The sequence below is a fragment of the Streptosporangium sp. NPDC049376 genome (genome assembly GCF_044466505.1).
Lineage (GTDB): Bacteria > Actinomycetota > Actinomycetes > Streptosporangiales > Streptosporangiaceae > Streptosporangium.
Map to the genome: position 1 here is coordinate 228,344 of NZ_JBITMT010000011.1, position 19,012 is coordinate 247,355.

The window sequence follows — 19,012 nt, forward strand, 5'->3', positions numbered from 1 at the left end:
AGGCCTGTCGGCGGGATCGCTCGCGACGAACGGCTTCTTGACGGGTTCGCTCAGGATGAGCGGCCTGCCGGCGGGGTGGTCGTCGTGAGCGCGCCGATCATGCCGCAGCGCCGGGTACGGCTGCGCCGCAGGCCCGCCGTCGCCGCCAGGACCGCAGCGGCGCTCGCCCTGCCGCTGTCCAGGCTCTCCCCGCACCTGCTGCGCCGCGTGCTGAACCTGCTGGTCAGGGGCACCCGGCCACCCGTGGCGGCGGACGTGCTCGCCTGGCGTGACGCGGTCAACAGCGTCAGCCGCCGCTGCGCGGGCGAGGGCTGCCTGCAACGCTCGGTCGCGGTCATGCTGCTCGGCCGCCTGTACGGCGCGCCGCCCGCGTGGAAGACCGGCTTCCGGCCCGATCCCTTCGTCGCGCACGCCTGGGTCGAGGTGGACGGAGTGCCGATTGGAGAACCCGAGGTGGTGGCGCACTTCCACGCCGTCATGTCGGTCCCCCACCGCTGACCCCCACAATTTCCTGAAATTTCCGGAAACGAGGTCGTATACCGTGACCACCGTAGTCGCGCAGGAGACCGTGGCACCGGACGCCACCCCCGGGTCCGGACAGGCGGCACCCCAGGTCGCCGGGTTCCGGCAGGCGCTGGCCCTGCTGAGGCCGTACCGCCCGAGCATGGTCGTGGCGTTCGCGTTCGGCGCCGCCTCGACCGTGCTCGCGGCGCTGCAGCCGCTGCTGGTCTCCTCGACGGTAGACGGGTTCGCCGGGGGCGTGCCGTACGGGGCGCTGGGGCTCATGTTCGCGCTGCTGGTGGCCAGCGCCACCCTCAACGGGCTCGAACAGTACGTCCTGCAACGCTCAGGCGAACGCTTCGCCTTCGACACCAGGCAACGGCTGATCAGGCACGTCTACCGGCTGCCGATCGGCGTGCTCGAACGGCGTGAGCGCGGCGACCTCGTCTCCAGGATCACCACCGACGTGTCCCAGACCCGGTCCATCCTCAGTTCGGGACTGGTCGAGCTGGCCACCAGCCTGATCACGGTGCTGGTCTCCATCGTCATGATGGCGCTGATCGACTGGGTGCTGCTGGCGCTCGCGGCGCTGGCCATCTTCGTGGTCATCGTGGCGATCTACCTGATCGGACGGCGTACCCGCCCGGCCGGGTTGCGCGCGCAGAACGCCGTCGGCGACCTGGCCACCGTCGTCACCCGGGCACTCGGCGCGATACGGACCATCCGTGCCACCGTCTCGACCACCCGAGAGGCCGACTCCGCCGTGGAACGGGCCCGCGAGGCCCTCGACGCGGGCTTCGCCGTCGCCCGGCTGCGGGCCGTCGTGCAGACCTTCTCCGGCGTCGCCGTACAGCTGCTGCTCGTCGCGGTCGTCGCCGCCGGGGCGATCCGGGTCGCCGCGGGCTCGCTCACCATCGGCCAGCTCAGCGCCTTCATCATGTATCTGCTGCTCATGGCCACCCCGATCACGGTGTTCGGCGGTCTGGTCTCCCTGCTCGGCGAGGCCTTCGGCTCGCTCACCCGGATCATGGAGATCCAGGCGATGGAGCCGGAGACCGACACCCCGCTGACGGCCCTGCCCGCACGGACGGCCCCCGGCGAGCCGGTCTTCACGCTCAGGGACGTCTCCTTCCGCTACCCGAGGCGTACGGAGAACGGCTCCGACGACGAGGCCTGGGCCCTGCGGAACGTGACCCTGGACTTCCCCGGCGGCAGGACGACGGCCGTGGTCGGCCCGTCCGGCGCGGGCAAGTCGACGCTCTTCGCCCTGCTCGAACGGTTCCACGACGTCACCGAGGGGGAGATCGGCTTCCTCGGCGAGGACGTGCGGCGGCTGTCACGCGACGAGCTGCGCGGGCAGATCTCCTACGTCGAGCAGGACGCGCCCGCGCTGTCCGGCACCGTACGGGACAACCTGCTGCTCGGCGCGCACACCGCGAGCCGGGAACGGTGCCTTGAGGCCCTGCGCCGGGTCAACCTGCCCGCGACGGACGACTTCCTCGACGCCCAGGTCGGTGAGGTCGGGGTGCTGCTCAGCGGTGGCGAACGGCAGCGGCTGGCGATCGCGCGGGCGTTCCTCGCCGACGCGCCGATCCTGCTGCTGGACGAGGTCACCTCGAACCTGGACAGCAACAACGAGAAGGTCGTCCAGGACGTCCTGCGCGCCAAGGACGGCACCCAGTCGATCATCGTGATCGCGCACCGGCTCTCGACCGTGGTCGCGGCCGACTCGATCATCGTCATGGAGAACGGCCGGGTCGTGGCCCAGGGCAGGCACGAGGAACTCCTGAGGATCTCCCCCCTCTACCGCGAACTCGCCCACAACCAGCTGCTCGCCTGACAGCCGAGGACCCGCGGGGCCCCCTTGAGGTTCTGAATGTTCTCAGGCGTACAAATGGTCGAGGGAGATGAGCTCGGCGGACTCCTGTTGGGCCACCTGGAGGAGTTCGCCGGTGAAGCCCGACCCCGAATAACACACCAGGCGGGTGTGAGAGGTGTCGTACCGGTCGCCCTGACTGATGAGATCACGGATGCGCCGCAGCCGTACGAGGTGGCTGTTTCCCATCGTCTTGTTCCATTTGACCTCGCCGATCGCCAGCAAAGGCGGTTTGCCGCCGTCGGCTCGGCCGACGTCAGAGGGTACGGCGTGCCAGGTCAGGCCCCGTTTCGCAGGAACTCCCGTGCGCCGCGGAGTCTCGTTCGCAGGTGTCGCCGGGTCAGGGAGCAGTCCAGGCGGACGTCGAGGGGGCGGGGCGAGGGGAGGTCGGCGCTGCGGCCGGAGGGCAGGCGGGCCGGGTCCAGGCCGTCGCGTTCCGCGATCAGGAGACCGAGGTCGTAGCGGCTCACCGCGTCGGCCCCGGCCACATGGTGGACCCCCGAACGGCCGGAGGCGGCGAGCTCCAGCAGGGCCGAGGCCAGGTCGGAGACGTGCACGGGGCAGCGCACCTCGTCGGTGAACAGCGCTCCGGGCGTACGGCCCGCGGCCAGGGAGTGGACCATGGCCTCGTGGGAGGAGCCGCCGTCCCCGACGATCAGGGACGTCCTGGCGATCAGGGCCGAGGGGTCGATCACCTGCACGGCCACCTCGGCTGCCGCCTTCGCCGCTCCGTACGGGGTGATCGGGTCGGGGACGTCGTCCTCGGTGTAGGTGATCGCCCTGCCGGAGAACACGGCGTCGCTGGACACGTGCACCAGGCGCCCGCCGTTCTCCCGGGTCGCGACGGCCACGTGGGCGGCGCCGAGCGCCGTGGTCGTCCAGTCGGCCTGGTCGTAGGCCGCGTTGACGACGACGTCGGGGGCGAAGGACCTGACCAGGTCGGCCACGGCCGTACGGTCACGGACGTCGAGCGGCAGCCAGTCGGCCCCCGCCGTCGTTCCCGGGCGGTTCAGATAGGTCGCGGCGACGACATGGCCGGTGGCGGCCCGCCGTAGGAGTTCGCCGCCGAGAAAGCCGCTGGCGCCTACGATGCAGATTCTCATGGGCCGTCACCGTAACCGGAGGCGGTGAGGTGTCACAGACCGGGACGCCGCCCTGTCTTTCAGGCAGGTCAGACTATGGCGAACCAGTCAGGTGCGAACGACAGGAGCAAGACCGTGCCACCAGCCAGCACGTCCGTCCGGATCCGGGTCCGGATGACCGCTCGTGCCATCGACGAGCCGCACCGCGTCTCCAGCCAGCTGGAGTTGCTGTTCGACCTCACCTTCGTGGTCGCGGTCGCGGCCGTCACCGCCCAGCTCGCGCACGCCGTCGCCGCCGGTCACGGCCTCACCGGGCTGGTGCCGTTCCTGCAGGTGTTCTTCGCGATCTGGTGGGCGTGGATGAACTTCACGTGGTTCGCCTCGTCCTACGACACCGACGACGTTCTCTACCGGCTGCTGACCATGGTCCAGATGGGCGGGGTGCTGACGCTGGCCGCCGGGGTGCCCGCCGCGGCCGACCACTCCGACTACGGCATCGTCACGCTGGGCTACATCATCATGAGGATCGGGCTCGTCGCCCAGTGGGTGCGGGCCGGTCTCGAAGATCCGGCCGGTCGTCGCACCGCGCTGCGCTACGCCGCCGGCATCACCGTCCTGCAGGTGGGATGGGTGCTGCGGCTCGTCCTCGCGGACACGGGTGTCCTGCCGGAGTCCGCCTGGCTGCCGGCCTTCGTCTGCCTGGTCGTCCTGGAACTCGCGGTGCCGAGGTGGGCGGAACGGGTCAGGTCCACCAACTGGCACCCGCACCACATCGCCGAACGCTACGGCCTGTTCACGATCATCCTGCTCGGGGAGAGCGTGCTGGCCGCGAGCCGGGGAGTCGCCGGGGCACTCGAAGCGGCGGAGATCAGGCCGTCCTTCGTGGTCATCGCCGTCTGCGCCCTCGTCCTGCTGTTCGCCCTGTGGTGGCTCTACTTCCTCACCGAGGCGGGGGAGGGCCTCAACGACCGCCGCCATCGGTCCTATCTGTGGGGGTACGGCCACTACGTCATCTTCGCGGCCCTGGCGGCCCTCGGCGCCGGGCTCGAAGTGGCGGTCGAACAGAGCGGGCACGCGGTGGCGGCGTCACCGTCGGCCCTCGGCTACGCCGTCGCCATCCCGACCGGGGTGTATCTCGCCATGCTCTGGGCCCTGCACAGACTCATCACGGCGGAGCCCGTCATCCGTCCCGTCCCGGCACTGGGCGGTGTCGTCGCCGTCCTGGCGCTGCCCCTCGCGACGCCCGCGATCGGGGTGGCCGCCGTGGTCGGGGCGATCACGGCCGTCTGCGTCCTGCTGGTCGCGGTGACGATCACCACCGCGAGGAGGGCGTCCCGGCAGGAGGCGGCGTAGCCGTCAAAAAAGATTTTCGCGACGGCTGTCACAGGCTCGGGGGTTGCCCTGTCTTAGCTGGCGACCGGTTGGCACACGGGTGCCCCGGCGGACAGAGGACAAGCGGAAAGGGTCTGCCATGAAGATCGTCGTGGTCGGTGGAACCGGCCTGATCGGGTCGAAGCTTGTGGCGAAACTGAACGAACACGGTCACCAGGCGGTGGCGGCGGCGCCGAGCACCGGGGTCAACACCCTCACCGGTGAAGGGCTTGCGGAGGTGTTGGAGGGCGCCCAGGTCGTGGTCGACGTGTCGAACTCCCCCTCCTTCGAGGCCACCGCGGTGATGGAGTTCTTCACGACCTCCACGGGCAACCTGCTGGCCGCGGAGGCGGCGGCGGGCGTCGGTCACCACGTCGCGGTCTCGGTGGTCGGCACGGAACGGCTGCCCGAGAACGGCTACTTCCGGGCGAAGATCGCCCAGGAACAGCTGATCGAGAAGTCGTCGATCCCGTTCTCCCTCGTCCACGCGACCCAGTTCTTCGAGTTCGTCCGGCACATCGCCGACGAGGCCACGGACGGCGACAAGGTGCGGGTGGCGCCCGTGCGCTTCCAGCCCATGGCGGGCGACGAGGTCGCGCAGGAGGTCGGCAAGGTCGCGGTCGGCTCGCCGATCAACGGCAGGATCGAGATCGCCGGTCCGGAACGGTTCCAGATGGACGAGTTCTTCCGCGGCGTACTGGCCGAATGGGGCGACCCCCGCGAGGTGGTCACCGACCCGCACGCGCGCTACTTCGGCAGCGAGCTGGAGGAGCGGACCCTGGTGCCGGAGGAGGGCGCCACCCTCGGCCGGATCCGCTACCGCGACTGGCCAGGCCGTACGGCGCAGGCCCAGGGCAGGTGACCCATGTCCGAGGGCACGCGGAAACCAGGATCGAACGCATGGCAGACGGCGCTGACCATGCTGCAGGAGGCGGAACCGCCGTTCATCCCGCGGGGCGCGCACGCGATGACCGTGGTGATCGAGTTCCCGCCCGGTGACCCGGGCACTCCGCCACACCGCCACTCGGGACCGGCGTTCGGCTACGTCCTGGAGGGCGAGATGCTGTTCGAGATCGAGGGCGAGCCCGAGCGTGTCGTCCGCGCCGGGGAGGCCTTCTGGGAGCCGGGCGGCGACGTCATCCACTACCAGGACGGCAACAACCGCGACGACGTCCCGCTGCGGTTCACCGTCACGATGCTGTGCGAGCCGGGCAGACCGATGCTCACCCTCGTGGACGAGGACGAACTCGCCCAGCGCGGGGACCGTCGCGCCCCACGCCCCGCCTGACCCCGGCCCACACCGCCCGCACGCCGTACGGCGGAGCGTTCGAACCACACGCGGAGGAAAGATGAGCACCCCGAACGCCGAGAACGAGTTCCTGTACGAACTCCAGGCCGAGGTCGAGATCGAACTGACCCAGGTCGAGGCGAGCCATCCCGAGGAGGTGGCCGGGCTGCCGGTCACCGACTGGCTGTTCGACCCCACCGACGCCGAGCGCGAGGAGATCGGCCTGCGGGGTCTGCTCGAAGCGGTCGAGGTGCTGGAGGACGACTCCCGGCCCGGCGGTCACGGTGCCTGAACACCCGGTCCGGGACGGCCGGGGCGTCAACGGGGGGATCGACACGCTCGACAGCCTCAGGGAACACCTGCAGTGGGCGATCGAGCTGGAACACGCGACGCTGCCGCCGTACCTGTGCGCGCTGTACTCGCTGGACCCGGAGCGCAACCGGGAGGCCGTCGAGGTGGTGGGCAGCGTCTTCGCCGAGGAGATGCTGCACCTGACGCTGGCCGCGAACCTGCTCAACGCCGTCGGCGGCAGACCGCGCCTCGACACCCCGGAGATGCTGCCACCGCATCCCCGGCGGCTGCCCCACAGCGACATCGAACTGTCCCTGGTCCCCTTCGGGCCGGAGGCACTGGAGATGTTCCTGCGGATCGAACGGCCCGCGCCCGCCGGTGCCGTTGCGGAGAGCGACGGCTACGAGACGATCGGGCAGTTCTACGCCGCCGTCGAACAGGGACTGCGGCTGCTGTGCGACCGGCTCGGTGAACAGGAGGTCTTCAGCGGCGACCCCGCACGCCAGGTGCACGCGGCCCACTTCCGGCACACCGCCGGGCGGCTGGTCGTCGTCGACGGCCTGAAGTCCGCGCTGACGGCGCTGGCGGAGATCGTCGAACAGGGCGAGGGCCTGGACCACGACGAGGTCTGGGACGGAGACCGGGACGTCTTCCACCCGGAACGGGACGAGGTCGCGCACTACTACCGGTTCCAGGAGCTGAAGGCGGGCCGCCGCTACCGACGTGGCGACACCCCGCAGTCAGGGCCGACCGGTGAGGCCGTCTCCGTCGACCTGGCCGGGGTGCGTCCGATGCGGCGCGACCCCAGGCCCGCGCCGCCCGGCAGCGCCGCCCGCGCCGCGCAGGAGGAGTTCAACCACACCTACTGCGCCCTTCTGCACCTGCTGGAACAGGCGTTCAACGGCAGCCCGAGGATGCTCTCGGTCGCCACCGGCACCATGTACGCGCTCAAGGCGCAGGCCCAGGCCCTGATGGAGACGCCCGACGCCGGTCCCACCTTCGAGTACGTGGCGCCCGAACTGCGCCGGTGGAGCGTCGGCGACCGGCGGCGGATCGTCGTCCTGCGCGACGGCCCCTACGTGGTGTACGGCGGCGTGCCCCTCAGACGCAAGCGGAAGATCGTCTCCGCCGGGAACGACGCGCTGACCTGGCAGACCCACGAACACCTGGAGACCGAGGACACCTACGCGCTGTGCCGCTGCGGGCACTCCTCGTCGAAGCCGTTCTGCGACGGGACCCACGCGGCGGTCGGGTTCGACGGCACGGAGGCCGCAGTCGCCCCGCCGTACAGGGAGACGCAGCACGTGCACGACGGGGTGGGCATCTCGGCCCAGCGGGTGGGGGAGCTGTGCGTCCACGCGGCCTTCTGCGTCGGGCGGACCAGGCCGATCGCCGAGATGCTCGCCGACACCGACGACAGCGACGTGCGCTCCGACATCATGGGCCGCATCGACCACTGTCCCTCCGGCTCCTACAGCTACGCCCTGAGCCGTGGCGGCGAGACGGTCGAACCCGACCTCCCGCAGGCCGTCTCGGTCCTGGAGGAGGAGAACGGCCTGGCCAGCGCGCTGTGGGTCACCGGAGGGGTGCCGGTCACCCGCTCCGACGGACAGCCGCTGGAGACCCGCAACAGGATGACGCTGTGCCGCTGCGGCCACTCCGGCAACAAACCGCTGTGCGACGGCACCCACCGGAGGATCGACTTCCGGGAGGAACCGGGGTCGCTGTGCGACGGCGGAGCGTAGGCCGTTTTGGGCCGGTCGTGTGACGGATCACCGGACGGCCGGGGAATCAATGTGGACAGGTTGTCGCCGATGCAGCGAAGGCACGGGTGAACATGCGTACGGAATCCCTGGAACAGGTCGCCTCCGCGTTCGTCGAGCTGCGTCCGCGCCTGTTCGGCATCGCCTACCGGATGCTCGGCAGCGTGACGGAGGCCGAGGACATCCTCCAGGAGGTCTGGATGCGCTGGCAGAACACCGACCGCGCGACCGTCGAGAACCCCTCGGCCTTCCTGGCGTTGATCACCACCCGCCTGTCCATCAACGTCATCCAGTCCGCCCGCTCACGCCGTGAGGCCTACATAGGGCCGTGGCTCCCCGAACCCGTCGACACCAGCCTCGACCCCACCCTGGGCGCCGAACGCGGGGAGGCGCTCGAATTCGCCTTCCTGCTGTTGCTGGAGCGGCTCACCCCGACGGAACGGGCCGCCTACGTGCTCCGTGAGGCCTTCGTCTACCCCTATCCGCAGATCGCGGAGATCCTCCAGCTCAGCCAGGTCAACGTCCGCCAGCTCGTGAGCCGCGCCCGTAAACGCCTGACCGCCGAGCGCCGCGAGCCCATCGACAAGACGGAGCACCGGCGCCTGCTGAAGGTCTTCCTCGCCGCCGCCGAGACGGGGAACGTCGCCGCCCTCGAAGATCTCTTCGCGGCGGACGTCGTCAGCTCCTCCGACGGGGACGGCATGAGAGGCTCGGCGCGCTTCCCCATCACGGGCGGTTCCCGGGTGGCGAAGTTCGTCGCCACCTACGCGCCGCGGTTCTGGCCGGGCGCCGACATCACCTGGGTCGAGGCGAACGGCAGGGCCGGGGTGATCGTCCCCCGCAACCACGGCACCACCTTCCTCACCATCGACGCCTCCCCACAGGGCATCCACCACGTCATGTGGGTCGTCAACCCGGCCAAACTCGACGCGTTCGAACGCTCACGGCCTCGCACGGTCGGGGCGGTGGGACATGGCTGAGGTGAGCGCCGGGACGCTGACGGAGATGCTCAACGAACGTCGGCACCTGATCGAGATCGCCCTGTGGATGCTGGGTTCGGAACCCCTGGCCGACCGGATCGTCCAGGAGACCTACCGCCGCTGGTACACCCTCGACGAGGCGGAACGCGGCGCCATCACGGTGCCCCGCGCCTGGCTGACGAAGGTGGCCGGAGGGATCTGCCTCGAACTCCTCGCCGCCCCGGCCCCGGCTCCCGTCCCCGGCGTCGCCGCCCCGGAGCACCGGCCGGAACCCGTCGGCCCCGCGCGTCCGCCCGCCCTCACCGCCGAACCCACGCGCCCACGGGCCCTCACCGTCGGTTCGGCACACCCGCGGGCCCTCGCCGAGCACGACCGTGTCGTAAGGCGGTTCGCCCAGGTCTGGGGCCTGGGGGACGTGACGGCACTGCGGGAGATCCTGGCCGGGAACGCGACAGCCGTGAGCGACGGAGGCGGCAAACTACGCGCCGCCGTACATCCCGTTCACGGGGCGGACGCGGTCGCCTGTTTCGTCGTCGCCCTGCTGACCGGCCAGTCCGGCACCGAGGTGACCGCCGAGTCGGTGAACGGCCGGACGGGCCTGGTGCTGCGCCAGGCGGGCCAGGCCGTGGCGGTGGTCGGCATGAGCGTCGCCGGAGCCCGGGTCACCGCCGTGTGGATCGTGCTGAACCCCGACAAACTGCGGCCGTGGCATCGCCCGCTGCCACGGAAGGCGTACCGGTGAACGACCCGATCCTGTCCACGGACCACGACTACGACGGCTCGGCGTTCAAACCGCTCTACGTCACGAGTGTCGAGGTGAGCGGCGGCAGCTCCGCCCACGGCCGGGCCACCGGCCGGGCCCGCTCCGCGGACGGCGCCCTTGACCTGGAGCTGCGGATGCCCGAGGAACTGGGTGGCGACGCCACGGGGCCGAACCCCGAGCAGCTCTTCGCCGCGGGCTACGCCGCCTGCTTCCACGGCGCCCTCAGCCTGCTGGCCCGTCAGCACCACCTCGACCCCGCCGCGATCACGGTCGAGGCGACCGTCGCCTTCGGCCGCGACCCGGCGGACGGCGGGTACCAACTCCGCGCCGACCTCGTCGTCAACTGGCCCGGAGCCACCCCCGACAGGGCCAACCCCCTCCTCACCCAGGCAGCCGCCCTGTGCCCCTACACCAAAATGACCCGCCAAGGCATCCCCACCACCCTCACCCTCGCCCCCTGAGCTCCTGAGGTCGGTACGGCGGGCGGTGGAACGTCGCCCCGCCGTACCTCCTGACGTGCGGCTCGGGCACGCCACCGCGGGCGGCTTCCGTGCGCCGGGGACCCGTCCCTACGCGAAATGCCCGGCCTCTCCGAACTCCGGCTCCCTACACGGCCCTGTGCAGGCTTATGTGAAGGCTCACAGTCGCTCCGAAACCCGGGACTCACGGTCCGAATGAAGAACCTCGGAAATTTCGGCCCGGACGAAAGTTCCCGGGAATTCCAGCCCAGGTGAGGAGTCCCGACTTCACGGATCGAACGACGTGTGTTCCTGCCCGCCGTCCGAACCTGGACGACCACGACCGGCGACGAACGACGGCTGACCGACCTGACCATCGGCGCCCACCGGGCCCGGCCTGTCTCGGTGGCGGGCCGTCCGGTGTGAGCCGTCGCGGCTCGACCGGCGCGGACCCGGGGCCCCGGGGCGTGCTCCCCGCACGTGCGGGGAGCACGTCGGTCAGTGGGACTCGTCGGTCTTGGGGCGGGGGGCGCCGGCTTTGAGCCAGTTGTAGAGGGCTTCGCCGGGGCAGTCGGTCGAGTAGCCGTCGCGGTGGCCCTTGACCTCGTTGCCCGCGCCGCCGTGTTCACGGAGATAGTCGACCGCATCGAGGATGCCCAGCAGCATGTCGTCGGGCGGCTGGGTCAGGCCGGAGGTGCCGACGAGCCCCAGGACGGCGTAGTGGTCGGAGTTGAGTCCGGCGCCGTTGGCGGCGGGCAGATGCCCGGCGCCCCGGCCCTGGAAGATCGTGCGGTGCGGGCAGACCACCAGCGAGTAGCCGATGTCGATCCAGCCGTTGCCGTCCATGTGGTGGTCCTGGATCGCCTTGACCGTGGCCACGCACCTGGCGTGCTCCCTGGCCAGGGCGGGATCGACGTGGTCGCCGGTGTAGTGGATCTTGACACCCTTGGTGTGGGTGAGCGTGGTGTAGGCGTCCTTGGGGGGCCTGGCCCCCCAGTCACGGCGGCTGAGCATGCTCATGGGCATCTCCTCTGTCGGTGTTCGGACTCACGGTGTTGCTCCGGATCGCGGTCTGGTCCCGGGGCGAGGCCCCGAACGAGCTCGCAGTGTCGTCCTGAGGTGTCATTCCGCACAGGTTCGCGGTGTCGCTCCAGGTCACGGCCCTGCTCCGAGGCGCCGCCCCGAACAGGCCCGCGGCGCCGTACGAGCCGTGCAGGCCGTACGCGGTGGTGGTGGGCCGGGTCACGCGTGTTCTTCCTCGTCGTCGATGTCGGGGACCAGGCCCACATGGGTGAGTTGCCGGGTCAGTCTGGCGACCTGCCGTTGCAGGGTGCGGATCTGCTCCGCCTGGCGTGCGATCTCGGCCTGCATGCGCATCTGGGTGTCCACGTCGAAGGCGCTCGCCCGTTGGTAGGCGCCTTGTTCGACCTGGCGGAGCGCCGCGCGTTCGGCGGCGGCCTCCTGGTCCTCCGCGGCTCTTCTGGCCTGTCGGGCGGTGTAGACGGTGGAAAGCAGGCCGGCCAGCGCGCCCGCAGCGCCGACGATGACGCCAGGGTCCATTCAGTGCCCCCGTTCTGTTGGCTCGGGCCAGCGCGACAGGCGCAGGATGAGGCTCGCGACCGCCACCTGCACGACGCAGGCCCAGTACGCCTGGGGGATCGCTCCCCTGACGCCGCCCACCAGGTGGATCACGGCCCAGGCGACCAGGACGCCTGCGGCGAGGGCGAAGGCCACCCAGTCGGTCATGGTGAAGGCCTGGATGCCGCACATGATCGCGCAGGCGGCCCAGGGAACGGCCAGCATCCCGAGTGGGGCGACGCTGGCGAGGTAGACGTAGGTGGGGGTCCTGGTGACCAGGGGGTCGGGCCAGGCGAGCCGGATCGCCTGGCTGGCGCTCCACAGTGCCAGGAACAGCAACACCGATCCGCGGAAGCCGACCCGGCGGTCGAATCGGTGAATGAGCCGGCGCAACACGTCAGTGCCGTCCCCGGGGGCCGCTCCAGAAGGAGACGGAGCGTGGTCCGGTCGACATCGGCTTTCCTTTCCTAGGGCGTGCCGTGCACGACGTCTATACAGAGAGTGACTAATGTAATACGGAAAGTACAGATAGCGAGCCGATTCTTGGGCTTCCGGTAAGGGGCCAGTGACTCTTCCGCCACGCACTGCCACGCACCGTGGGTGTCGTGTTTCCCCACCCGTATTCTTGGGCCGTGGGAAGACCGTCACAGCACGATGTCGACCGGCTCCTCGACGCCGCGGTGCGGCTGGCGGCGCGGTCGGGGCCGGGGAGCGTCACCATGGCGGCGGTCGCCCGTGAGGCGGGCGCGCCGAGCGGTTCGGTCTACCACCGCTTCCCCAGCAGGGCGGCTCTGCTCGCCGCGCTGTGGCTGCGCACCGTCGGCCGTTTCCAGGAGGGTTTCCTGGCCGCGACGCACGAGGAGCCGCCGGAGCGGGCCGTCATGGCGGCGGCCGGTCACGTTGTCGCGTGGAGCCGGGCCAACCCGCTCCAGGCCCGTGTCCTGTTGTACGGCCCCGCGGACTTCGGCGAGTCCGACTGGCCGCGGGACGCCCGTGAACGGCTGAGGGCCGGCAACCGCCGGATCGAGGAGGCCCTCGTCGCCCTGGCCAGGCGCCTCGGGCCGGGCACACCGCCGGAGGTCGAGCGGCTGGTGCTGGCGACCGTCGATCTCCCCTACGCCACGGTGCGCCGTCACCACCAGGCGGGCGGCGCGATCCCCGCCCACGCCGAGGACCTCGTCGCCCGCTGCGCGGGCCTGCTGCTGGCCCAGCCGGTCACCGGTGGCTGACGACGTTGACGACCTTGCCGTTCGGGTCGAGCACGAAGAACCGGCGCACCCCCCACGGTTCGTCCCGCAGGGAGTGCACGATCTTCGCGCCCCGCGCGACCAGCGCCTCGTGGACCGCGTCCACGTCGTCCACCTCGACGCTGACGTCGGGGTGGACCGTGGCGCTCGCCTCCGGTCCCATCAGGATGACCTGCGCCGTCGGGTTGGCCGGTGAGGCCATCGTCACGACCCACCCCAGGTCCATGACCTCGACGAGGCCGAGCAGGCCGTAGAAGTCACGGCTCTGTTCCATGGACTCCGTATGGATGTCCGGCACGACACGGCGAACGCTCATGGTTTCCTCCCCGAAGGACGGTCTCCTTCATACCGGATCAGCGGGTACGGACCATCCTGAACCGGATGAGGGAGTCGTCGACGGTCTCCTCCGAGTAGGCGACGGCCTCGTTGCTCGCCGCGTAGTGGACCTCCCGCATCGCGATGTACGGCGTGCCCGGCGCCATGTCGAGGCGGAACCCGGCGGCCTGCGGCACCACGGCGGGAACCAGTTCGACGAGGGAGTGGTCGATCTCCCGGCCCGGCCATGACCGGCTGAACTCGAAGATGGTGTCCGGGGGGTCGAAGCGGTGCCCCGCGACGAGCCTGCGCCGTACCTCCTCGGCGACGAAGCCGAGCGGCACCTCCTGCGACAGGTGCACCGCCGGGCGCCCGTCGGCGAAGATGACCTTGTCGTGCGCCACCATCGGGGTGTCCTCGCCGATGCCCAGGGCCGTCATGCCCGCGGGGGTCGGGTGTTCGCGCACCTCGAAGCGCTGTTCGACGCGCACCTCGTCGTGGTTGGCCTCAAGCAGTCCGCGGAAGCCGACCAGGCGGTGCAGCAGGATGCTCTCACGCCCGACGTGGGGGCGGATCTGGGTGCCCCTGGCCGGGGCCCTGCTGACGACGCCGAGCCGTCCGAGCGTCTGCAGCGCCGTACGGATGGTGGTGCGGCTGACGCCGAGCTGGGCGGCGAGGTCGGGTTCGTTGGGCAGGCGGTCGCCGGGGAAGCGGCGCTCCATGATGGCCTCAAGGAGGGCACGGGTGGTCCGTTCGGCCAGGGAGCCGTTGCCGACGCGGGGTAACCCACCCGCGGCGCCACGCGGGGTGCGGCGGGCCGGCGAGCCGCTCATCCTCTTGTTTCCCCCTTGGGTCGGCATTCGCGGCGGACTACCACTGACCGGGACATTTCCATTGATCGTATCGAGACCGTCGCCCCTCGCGGGTCCGTTCCACGGCTCAGGGGCGTTTCAGGTGGTGCAGGACGAGGCCGCGGGTCCTGTCGTCCAGGCCGTCGAGCAGTCGTTCGGCGAGCCCGGCGGGGAGGTTCCGCAGCGCCGTGGCGATGACCGCGGGCGGCACGTAGCAGAGGACGTCGCAGGCCCGGCGTAGCGGCATGGCCTCGACGAGCCGGACGGCGGCCGGGGTTCCGGAGAGTTCCCTGACGATCCCGGCGGCGGTGCGGACATGGGCGTGGGCGAGGATCCGCGCCGCCTCACCGGAGGGCAGCGCGCCGACGATCGCGGAGGCCTCCTCAAGGCGGATGTAGTCCACCACGCGGCCCGCCCTGGCGGCGGACATCATCTGCAGCACCGAGGCGGCCCGCGCGGGGACGACGGCCATTCGTTCCAGCAGACCGCCGACGTCCCTCACCTGTAGCCCCACGAGGACGGCGGCGGCCTGGCTCTCGGGGAGCTCCAGCAGGATTCCTCCGGCGGTCCGTGGCTCAAGCAGGGACACCACCTGCTGGGCGGTCTCCTTGGGCAGCGTCTCCAGGAGTCTCGCGGCGGGTCCGGCCGCCATGGCGCCCAGGCGGCGCGCGGCCTTCCGCGGGTCGACGGCGCGTCGCTCCGTGACCTGACGGTCCTGGCGCTCCGGGGGTTCCCGGCGTTCCTGTCGTTCCCGAGGCGGCGGCGGGGGGATCGGGCCCGCGACGACCGACCTCAGGACGCGGGCGAGTTCGTCGGCGCCCATCCGCCTGGCCGGGTCCTTCTCCAGCAGTCGTACGACCGCCTCGGACAGCCGTCCCCCGCGGGAGAGCGGCGGCGGTGGCTGGGTGAGGACGGCGCCCATGGTCGCGGCGGCGTTGTCGCGGCGGAAGGGGGAGTATCCCTCCAGGGCGTGGAAGAGGGTGACCCCCAGGGACCACAGGTCGGCGGGCGGGCCGGTCCGTCCGCCGTTGACGCGTTCCGGCGCCATGAAGTCCGGGGTGCCCGCCAGGGCGTTGTGGGTGGTGAGGCCGCTCAGACCGTTGATCTGGGCGATGCCGAAGTCCACCAGGAACACCTCGCCCTCCTCGCTGATCACGATGTTGGCGGGCTTGACGTCGCGGTGCACGACACCGGCGCGGTGCGCGGCGCTCAGCGCGTCGAGCACACGGACGCCGATCCTGGCCAGTTCGCGCTCGCCGAGCCCGCCGTCCTCGATCAGGTTCAGGAGCGAGCGGCCCTTGATGTAGTCCATGACGATCCAGGGCCTGTCCTCTTCGAGGAACACGTCGTAGATCTTGACGATGCCGGGGTGGCCGACGCTCGCCGCGGCGCGCGCCTCACGCAGCGCCCGCTCGGTGCGTACGGACAGGTCCTCCCCGTACGGCGTCAGCACGACCTCCTTGAGCGCCACATGGCGGTCGAGCACCACGTCCCTGGCCAGCCAGATGGCGCCCATGCCTCCCTGGGCGAGTGTGGACAGCAGGCGATAACGGCTTCTGATCAAATGACGGCTCACTCGTCGTCGGGGAACAGCTCGAATCCGCCGGATCGCTCCGCGCCCTGGCCGGAGACGGTGGTGCGGGTCACCCACGTGTCCGGCATCTGACGCAGCGCCTCGTCCTCCAGGGAGACGTGCCCGTCGTCAGGGTCGAGGGTGTCCGGCCGGGTCTCGAAGGTGGTGGAGCCGTCCCGCGCGTCGGACCGGGGAGGCGGCATCGGGACGGTGCCCGGGGTGTCGGGCTTCGGGGAGGGGGCGGCGTCCCGGCGCCAGATGTCCCCCATGACCGGGGACGCCCCGGCTCCCTCGGCCCGGACGCCCGGGACGAAGCTGTCCTTGACGGAACGGAACTCGTGTCGTGCCGCCAGGTCGAGGATCTTCTCGTAGTTGCCGGGTTTCTGCATCATCTTGACGGTCACCGGCAGGCACTCGATCAGCAGGAACAGCAGGAACAGCAGGAGACGGGCCGCGTTGAGGGTGAGGTCCCTGCCGGAGACCTCGTTGAGCGCCCGCAGCCTGATCAGCAGTCCGTTGGCCGACCTGTTCTCCGCGTCGAAGGACTCCTGGAGGTCGCTCTGCCGTCGTACGGCGGCGTCGAGCTGCTCCTGGACCTTCGGCAGTTCGGCCTTGGCCGCCTCGAACCGGATCTGCTTGGTGGTCTCGTCGTTGGCGGTCAGCTCCCGCTTGCGCTTCTCGACCTGCTTGTTGAGGGTGTCGAGCCGGGAGTTCGCCTTGTCGTAGGCCGCCTTGCTCGCCTTGGCCACCACGCCGTCGCCCTTGCGGGGGCAGGTCGGCCCGCCGTACAGCTGGCACTGCCACTTGTCGTAGTACTCGTCCGCCTGTTTCTTCTGCGCGTCGCGTTCGGCGGTCAGCGCCTTGATTTTCGGGTCTTTCGCCGGGTCCTGCGGCACGTCCCCCTGGGAGGCGATCACCTTCCGCAGATCGGCGACGGACTGGCGCAGGGCGGTGACGTCCTGGCCGATGTCGCCTTTCTTCTGCTCGCGGGTGAAGCTATTGGCGCGATCTTGTCTGATCTGGACGATCTGGGCGTCGATCTCGGATTTGAAGATCTGCAGAACGAGGGGGGTCGAGATGACCGCGCCGAGCAGCACGGCCATGAGGATTCTCGGTATGACCAGTCGCCATCGGCGTGGCCCGTCCGTCTGGATGGAACCGACCAGCCACCGGTCGAGGCTCATGATGGCCAGGCCCCACAGGACGCTGGCGGGTACGGCGAGGAAGATGCTGACGCCGAGCGCGCTGTACAGGGCGAACGTCATCGAGACAATGGCCAGCACACCGGTGGTGAGGACCGCGCCGCCGATACCCTCGAACTTGCCGTGCTCGGTCGGGCAGCTCCTGACGATGTCGGGCTGGGCCCCGGACAGGGTGATCAGAAACTTTCTCACATGTTTCCTCTCGGGAATGGCTCCCCTGCTCGGATCGTGAGCACCATGATTGCCTCGTATCAGATCTACCAGTACAGGGCCAGGATAGGCTATGCATATTGCCAAATATGAGCACGGTGAATGACGGCGAAATATAGCAAAATTTCTGACTTGTGTCGTTTTTTCGGTTTGACGGCATAGGTGACTATTCGGGGAACAAGACCGGCTTTGGGGAGATGTGGCAACGGGAGTCTTAGTTGACCGAATCGAGCTTGCTCCGCAAGACCTTCACCGAAGCGGTCGCCGAGCTGGGCGGCACCAGGCGCCTGTGCGTGGCGGAGGTCGCGGCTCAGGGCGTCACCGTCTTCGACCTGCACCGTGACGAGGCGGGAACACCCCGTGGCCAGGGGAGAGAGGTGGTCCGCTGGACCGACTCGAAGGACACCCCAGGAGGTCCCGGGGACAGACAGGCGGTTCTCGACGCCGTGCGGGCCTCCGCCGAAACCACGGTGGTGCTGGTCGGCTCGGCTCCGGGCGACTCCCGGGCCGAGGAGGCGATGGAGTGGTTGAGGGCGGCCCATCCACGGGCCTTCTCCTTCACCCGCTCCGGGGTGCGGGTCGAGACGCTTCTCCGTGAGGTCGTCGCCGACGAACCCCTGTGTCGGTCCTACGAGCTCGTCGTCCTGAGACGTCACCCGGCGACCAACCGGCTCGAACTCACCTGCGCGCCGCTGTTCGCGATCGACACCCAGCGCGGCAGCTCCTCCGCCGTCACCGTCCGCTGCGAGCCGAGCGACGAGCAGGGCACGGCGTTCGTGGTCGTGGCGTGGCAGGACCGGCGGCCCACACCGCTGTCCGTCCACACGGCGAAGGTCCCACCGGGACGCTACGAGATCACCGCCGAGCTGGAACGGCCCGGCCGGGTCCGCTTCTCCGGTCTGCCCGGTCTCACCAGAGGCGGCCGGAGCTGGACCGAACTGGTGGCCGCGGTGCCGTACCGGCTCGAACCGTCGGTCGGGCCCGCGCATCTGATCTGCGCCGTCGAGGTCAGCGGGGCGGCCGAGCGGGTGCACGAGAGGCTGCGGCGCGTCAGCCAGATGATCACCACGATATCCGGCGAACTGGACGACCGGCTCCAGGTGTCGCTGGTCGCCTACGGCGCGCACTCCTTCCAGCGGAAGGTTCTCGACGATCCGGTCGACGTCGCAGACTGGCAGGCGCCCGCAGAACGCGCCCGGCGGTCCCTGGAACTCCTGGAGGAACGCGTCAGGGAACGCGAGGCCGTCTACCGGGGTTACACCGGCGCGGCGATGGTCGAGGACATGCTGGCCGAGGTGGCGAGCCGCCTTCCCCCGGCCTTCCAGGGGCGTACGGCGCTGCTCACGGTCGGCGACGGGCCGCCGCACCCGCCCAGGGCGCACCACTCGGAGGTCCTGCCCTGCCCGCGCAGGATCGACTGGGAACAGCAGGTGCGCAGGCTTGAGCAGTACCCCGGCCTGGTGTTCGGGGCGATCTGCGACCGGCCTCCGGGGCGGGAGGGCTCCGCCTGGTCCCGCCTGGGCCGGGACGGGCTGGTCCGGCTCGACGACGCGGTGGACGTCCGGGAACTCGGCGCCGGGCTCGGCCTGATGGCGTCGCGGACCCAGCGGATCCCCTTCCCCCTGATCGAGACGCCGTGAGTGAGATGTCAGCGAACAGATGG

21 protein-coding genes are annotated in these 19,012 nt (G+C 70.4%); 12 read left to right on the top strand and 9 right to left on the bottom strand.

What is annotated here, in order from left to right; genetic code table 11:
• The first annotated feature begins 84 nt into the window (after positions 1-84).
• Together ACIBVQ_RS26445 and ACIBVQ_RS26450 are read left to right on the top strand one after the other, a co-directional pair.
• Positions 85-498 (top strand): lasso peptide biosynthesis B2 protein, encoded by a 414-nt coding sequence (locus ACIBVQ_RS26445; protein WP_362782530.1) that lies wholly within the window; start codon positions 85-87, stop codon positions 496-498.
• A gap of 43 nt (positions 499-541) precedes the next feature.
• Complete coding sequence (locus ACIBVQ_RS26450; protein WP_399180674.1) at positions 542-2,341, top strand: ABC transporter ATP-binding protein; 1,800 nt, start codon at positions 542-544, stop codon at positions 2,339-2,341.
• Positions 2,342-2,383: 42 nt separating this feature from the next.
• Here the strand turns inward: ACIBVQ_RS26450 and ACIBVQ_RS26455 are convergent, their stop codons facing one another.
• A complete protein-coding gene (locus tag ACIBVQ_RS26455; RefSeq protein ID WP_386191025.1) occupies positions 2,384-2,566 on the bottom strand; it encodes a hypothetical protein in 183 nt (60 codons plus the stop codon).
• Between the two features lie 89 nt (positions 2,567-2,655).
• A complete protein-coding gene (locus tag ACIBVQ_RS26460; RefSeq protein ID WP_362917488.1) occupies positions 2,656-3,480 on the bottom strand; it encodes a sugar nucleotide-binding protein in 825 nt (274 codons plus the stop codon).
• Positions 3,481-3,633: 153 nt separating this feature from the next.
• On the opposite strand from ACIBVQ_RS26460, the gene ACIBVQ_RS26465 reads away from it, so the two are divergent.
• The 8 genes from ACIBVQ_RS26465 to ACIBVQ_RS26500 all read left to right on the top strand — a co-directional run bounded on the left by ACIBVQ_RS26465 (position 3,634) and on the right by ACIBVQ_RS26500 (position 10,376).
• Positions 3,634-4,812, top strand: coding sequence for a low temperature requirement protein A (locus ACIBVQ_RS26465; RefSeq protein WP_399180676.1), 1,179 nt, complete (start codon positions 3,634-3,636; stop codon positions 4,810-4,812).
• A 118-nt stretch (positions 4,813-4,930) separates the two neighbouring features.
• Positions 4,931-5,692 (top strand): SDR family oxidoreductase, encoded by a 762-nt coding sequence (locus ACIBVQ_RS26470; RefSeq protein ID WP_386191017.1) that lies wholly within the window; start codon positions 4,931-4,933, stop codon positions 5,690-5,692.
• Between the two features lie 3 nt (positions 5,693-5,695).
• On the top strand, positions 5,696-6,118 hold the full coding sequence (locus ACIBVQ_RS26475; protein ID WP_362917494.1) for a cupin domain-containing protein: 423 nt from the start codon (positions 5,696-5,698) through the stop codon (positions 6,116-6,118).
• A gap of 61 nt (positions 6,119-6,179) precedes the next feature.
• Positions 6,180-6,410 carry a hypothetical protein gene (locus ACIBVQ_RS26480; protein ID WP_352012947.1) on the top strand — a complete coding sequence of 77 codons (231 nt, stop codon included), beginning with the start codon at positions 6,180-6,182 and terminating at the stop codon, positions 6,408-6,410.
• The gene (locus ACIBVQ_RS26485; protein WP_399180679.1) at positions 6,403-8,154 is read left to right on the top strand and encodes a ferritin-like domain-containing protein; all 1,752 of its coding nucleotides are present in this window, start codon (positions 6,403-6,405) and stop codon (positions 8,152-8,154) included. The genes ACIBVQ_RS26480 and ACIBVQ_RS26485 overlap by 8 nt, the downstream gene beginning before the upstream one ends.
• A 92-nt stretch (positions 8,155-8,246) precedes the next feature.
• Entirely contained in the window at positions 8,247-9,152 is a 906-nt protein-coding gene (locus ACIBVQ_RS26490) for an RNA polymerase sigma-70 factor (protein WP_399180681.1), read from the top strand.
• Complete coding sequence (locus ACIBVQ_RS26495; protein ID WP_399180683.1) at positions 9,145-9,894, top strand: hypothetical protein; 750 nt, start codon at positions 9,145-9,147, stop codon at positions 9,892-9,894. The genes ACIBVQ_RS26490 and ACIBVQ_RS26495 overlap by 8 nt, the downstream gene beginning before the upstream one ends.
• A complete protein-coding gene (locus ACIBVQ_RS26500; protein ID WP_352012951.1) occupies positions 9,891-10,376 on the top strand; it encodes an Ohr family peroxiredoxin in 486 nt (161 codons plus the stop codon). Before ACIBVQ_RS26495 ends, ACIBVQ_RS26500 begins: the two co-directional genes overlap by 4 nt.
• A gap of 495 nt (positions 10,377-10,871) precedes the next feature.
• Here ACIBVQ_RS26500 and ACIBVQ_RS26505 read toward each other — a convergent pair whose 3' ends face one another.
• The 3 genes from ACIBVQ_RS26505 to ACIBVQ_RS26515 all read right to left on the bottom strand — a co-directional run bounded on the left by ACIBVQ_RS26505 (position 10,872) and on the right by ACIBVQ_RS26515 (position 12,347).
• On the bottom strand, positions 10,872-11,393 hold the full coding sequence (locus tag ACIBVQ_RS26505) for a peptidoglycan recognition family protein (RefSeq protein ID WP_399180685.1): 522 nt from the start codon (positions 11,391-11,393) through the stop codon (positions 10,872-10,874).
• A 222-nt stretch (positions 11,394-11,615) separates the two neighbouring features.
• On the bottom strand, positions 11,616-11,933 hold the full coding sequence (locus ACIBVQ_RS26510; protein WP_352012954.1) for a hypothetical protein: 318 nt from the start codon (positions 11,931-11,933) through the stop codon (positions 11,616-11,618).
• Entirely contained in the window at positions 11,934-12,347 is a 414-nt protein-coding gene (locus tag ACIBVQ_RS26515; RefSeq protein ID WP_362917504.1) for a hypothetical protein, read from the bottom strand.
• A 236-nt stretch (positions 12,348-12,583) separates the two neighbouring features.
• On the opposite strand from ACIBVQ_RS26515, the gene ACIBVQ_RS26520 reads away from it, so the two are divergent.
• Complete coding sequence (locus ACIBVQ_RS26520; RefSeq protein WP_399180688.1) at positions 12,584-13,180, top strand: TetR/AcrR family transcriptional regulator; 597 nt, start codon at positions 12,584-12,586, stop codon at positions 13,178-13,180.
• Here the strand turns inward: ACIBVQ_RS26520 and ACIBVQ_RS26525 are convergent.
• The 4 genes from ACIBVQ_RS26525 to ACIBVQ_RS26540 all read right to left on the bottom strand — a co-directional run bounded on the left by ACIBVQ_RS26525 (position 13,167) and on the right by ACIBVQ_RS26540 (position 17,331).
• On the bottom strand, positions 13,167-13,514 hold the full coding sequence (locus ACIBVQ_RS26525) for a VOC family protein (RefSeq protein WP_352012957.1): 348 nt from the start codon (positions 13,512-13,514) through the stop codon (positions 13,167-13,169). The genes ACIBVQ_RS26520 and ACIBVQ_RS26525 overlap by 14 nt on opposite strands.
• 37 nt (positions 13,515-13,551) lie before the next feature.
• Entirely contained in the window at positions 13,552-14,346 is a 795-nt protein-coding gene (locus ACIBVQ_RS26530; protein ID WP_352012958.1) for a GntR family transcriptional regulator, read from the bottom strand.
• A gap of 106 nt (positions 14,347-14,452) precedes the next feature.
• A complete protein-coding gene (locus ACIBVQ_RS26535; RefSeq protein WP_399180690.1) occupies positions 14,453-15,928 on the bottom strand; it encodes a protein kinase in 1,476 nt (491 codons plus the stop codon).
• Positions 15,929-15,936: 8 nt separating this feature from the next.
• Complete coding sequence (locus ACIBVQ_RS26540) at positions 15,937-17,331, bottom strand: DUF4407 domain-containing protein (protein WP_399180692.1); 1,395 nt, start codon at positions 17,329-17,331, stop codon at positions 15,937-15,939.
• Positions 17,332-17,567: 236 nt separating this feature from the next.
• Between ACIBVQ_RS26540 and ACIBVQ_RS26545 the strand changes: the two genes are divergently transcribed.
• Positions 17,568-18,989, top strand: a complete 1,422-nt coding sequence (locus tag ACIBVQ_RS26545) for a hypothetical protein (RefSeq protein WP_399180694.1) — start codon at positions 17,568-17,570, stop codon at positions 18,987-18,989.
• Positions 18,990-19,012: the final 23 nt, after the last annotated feature.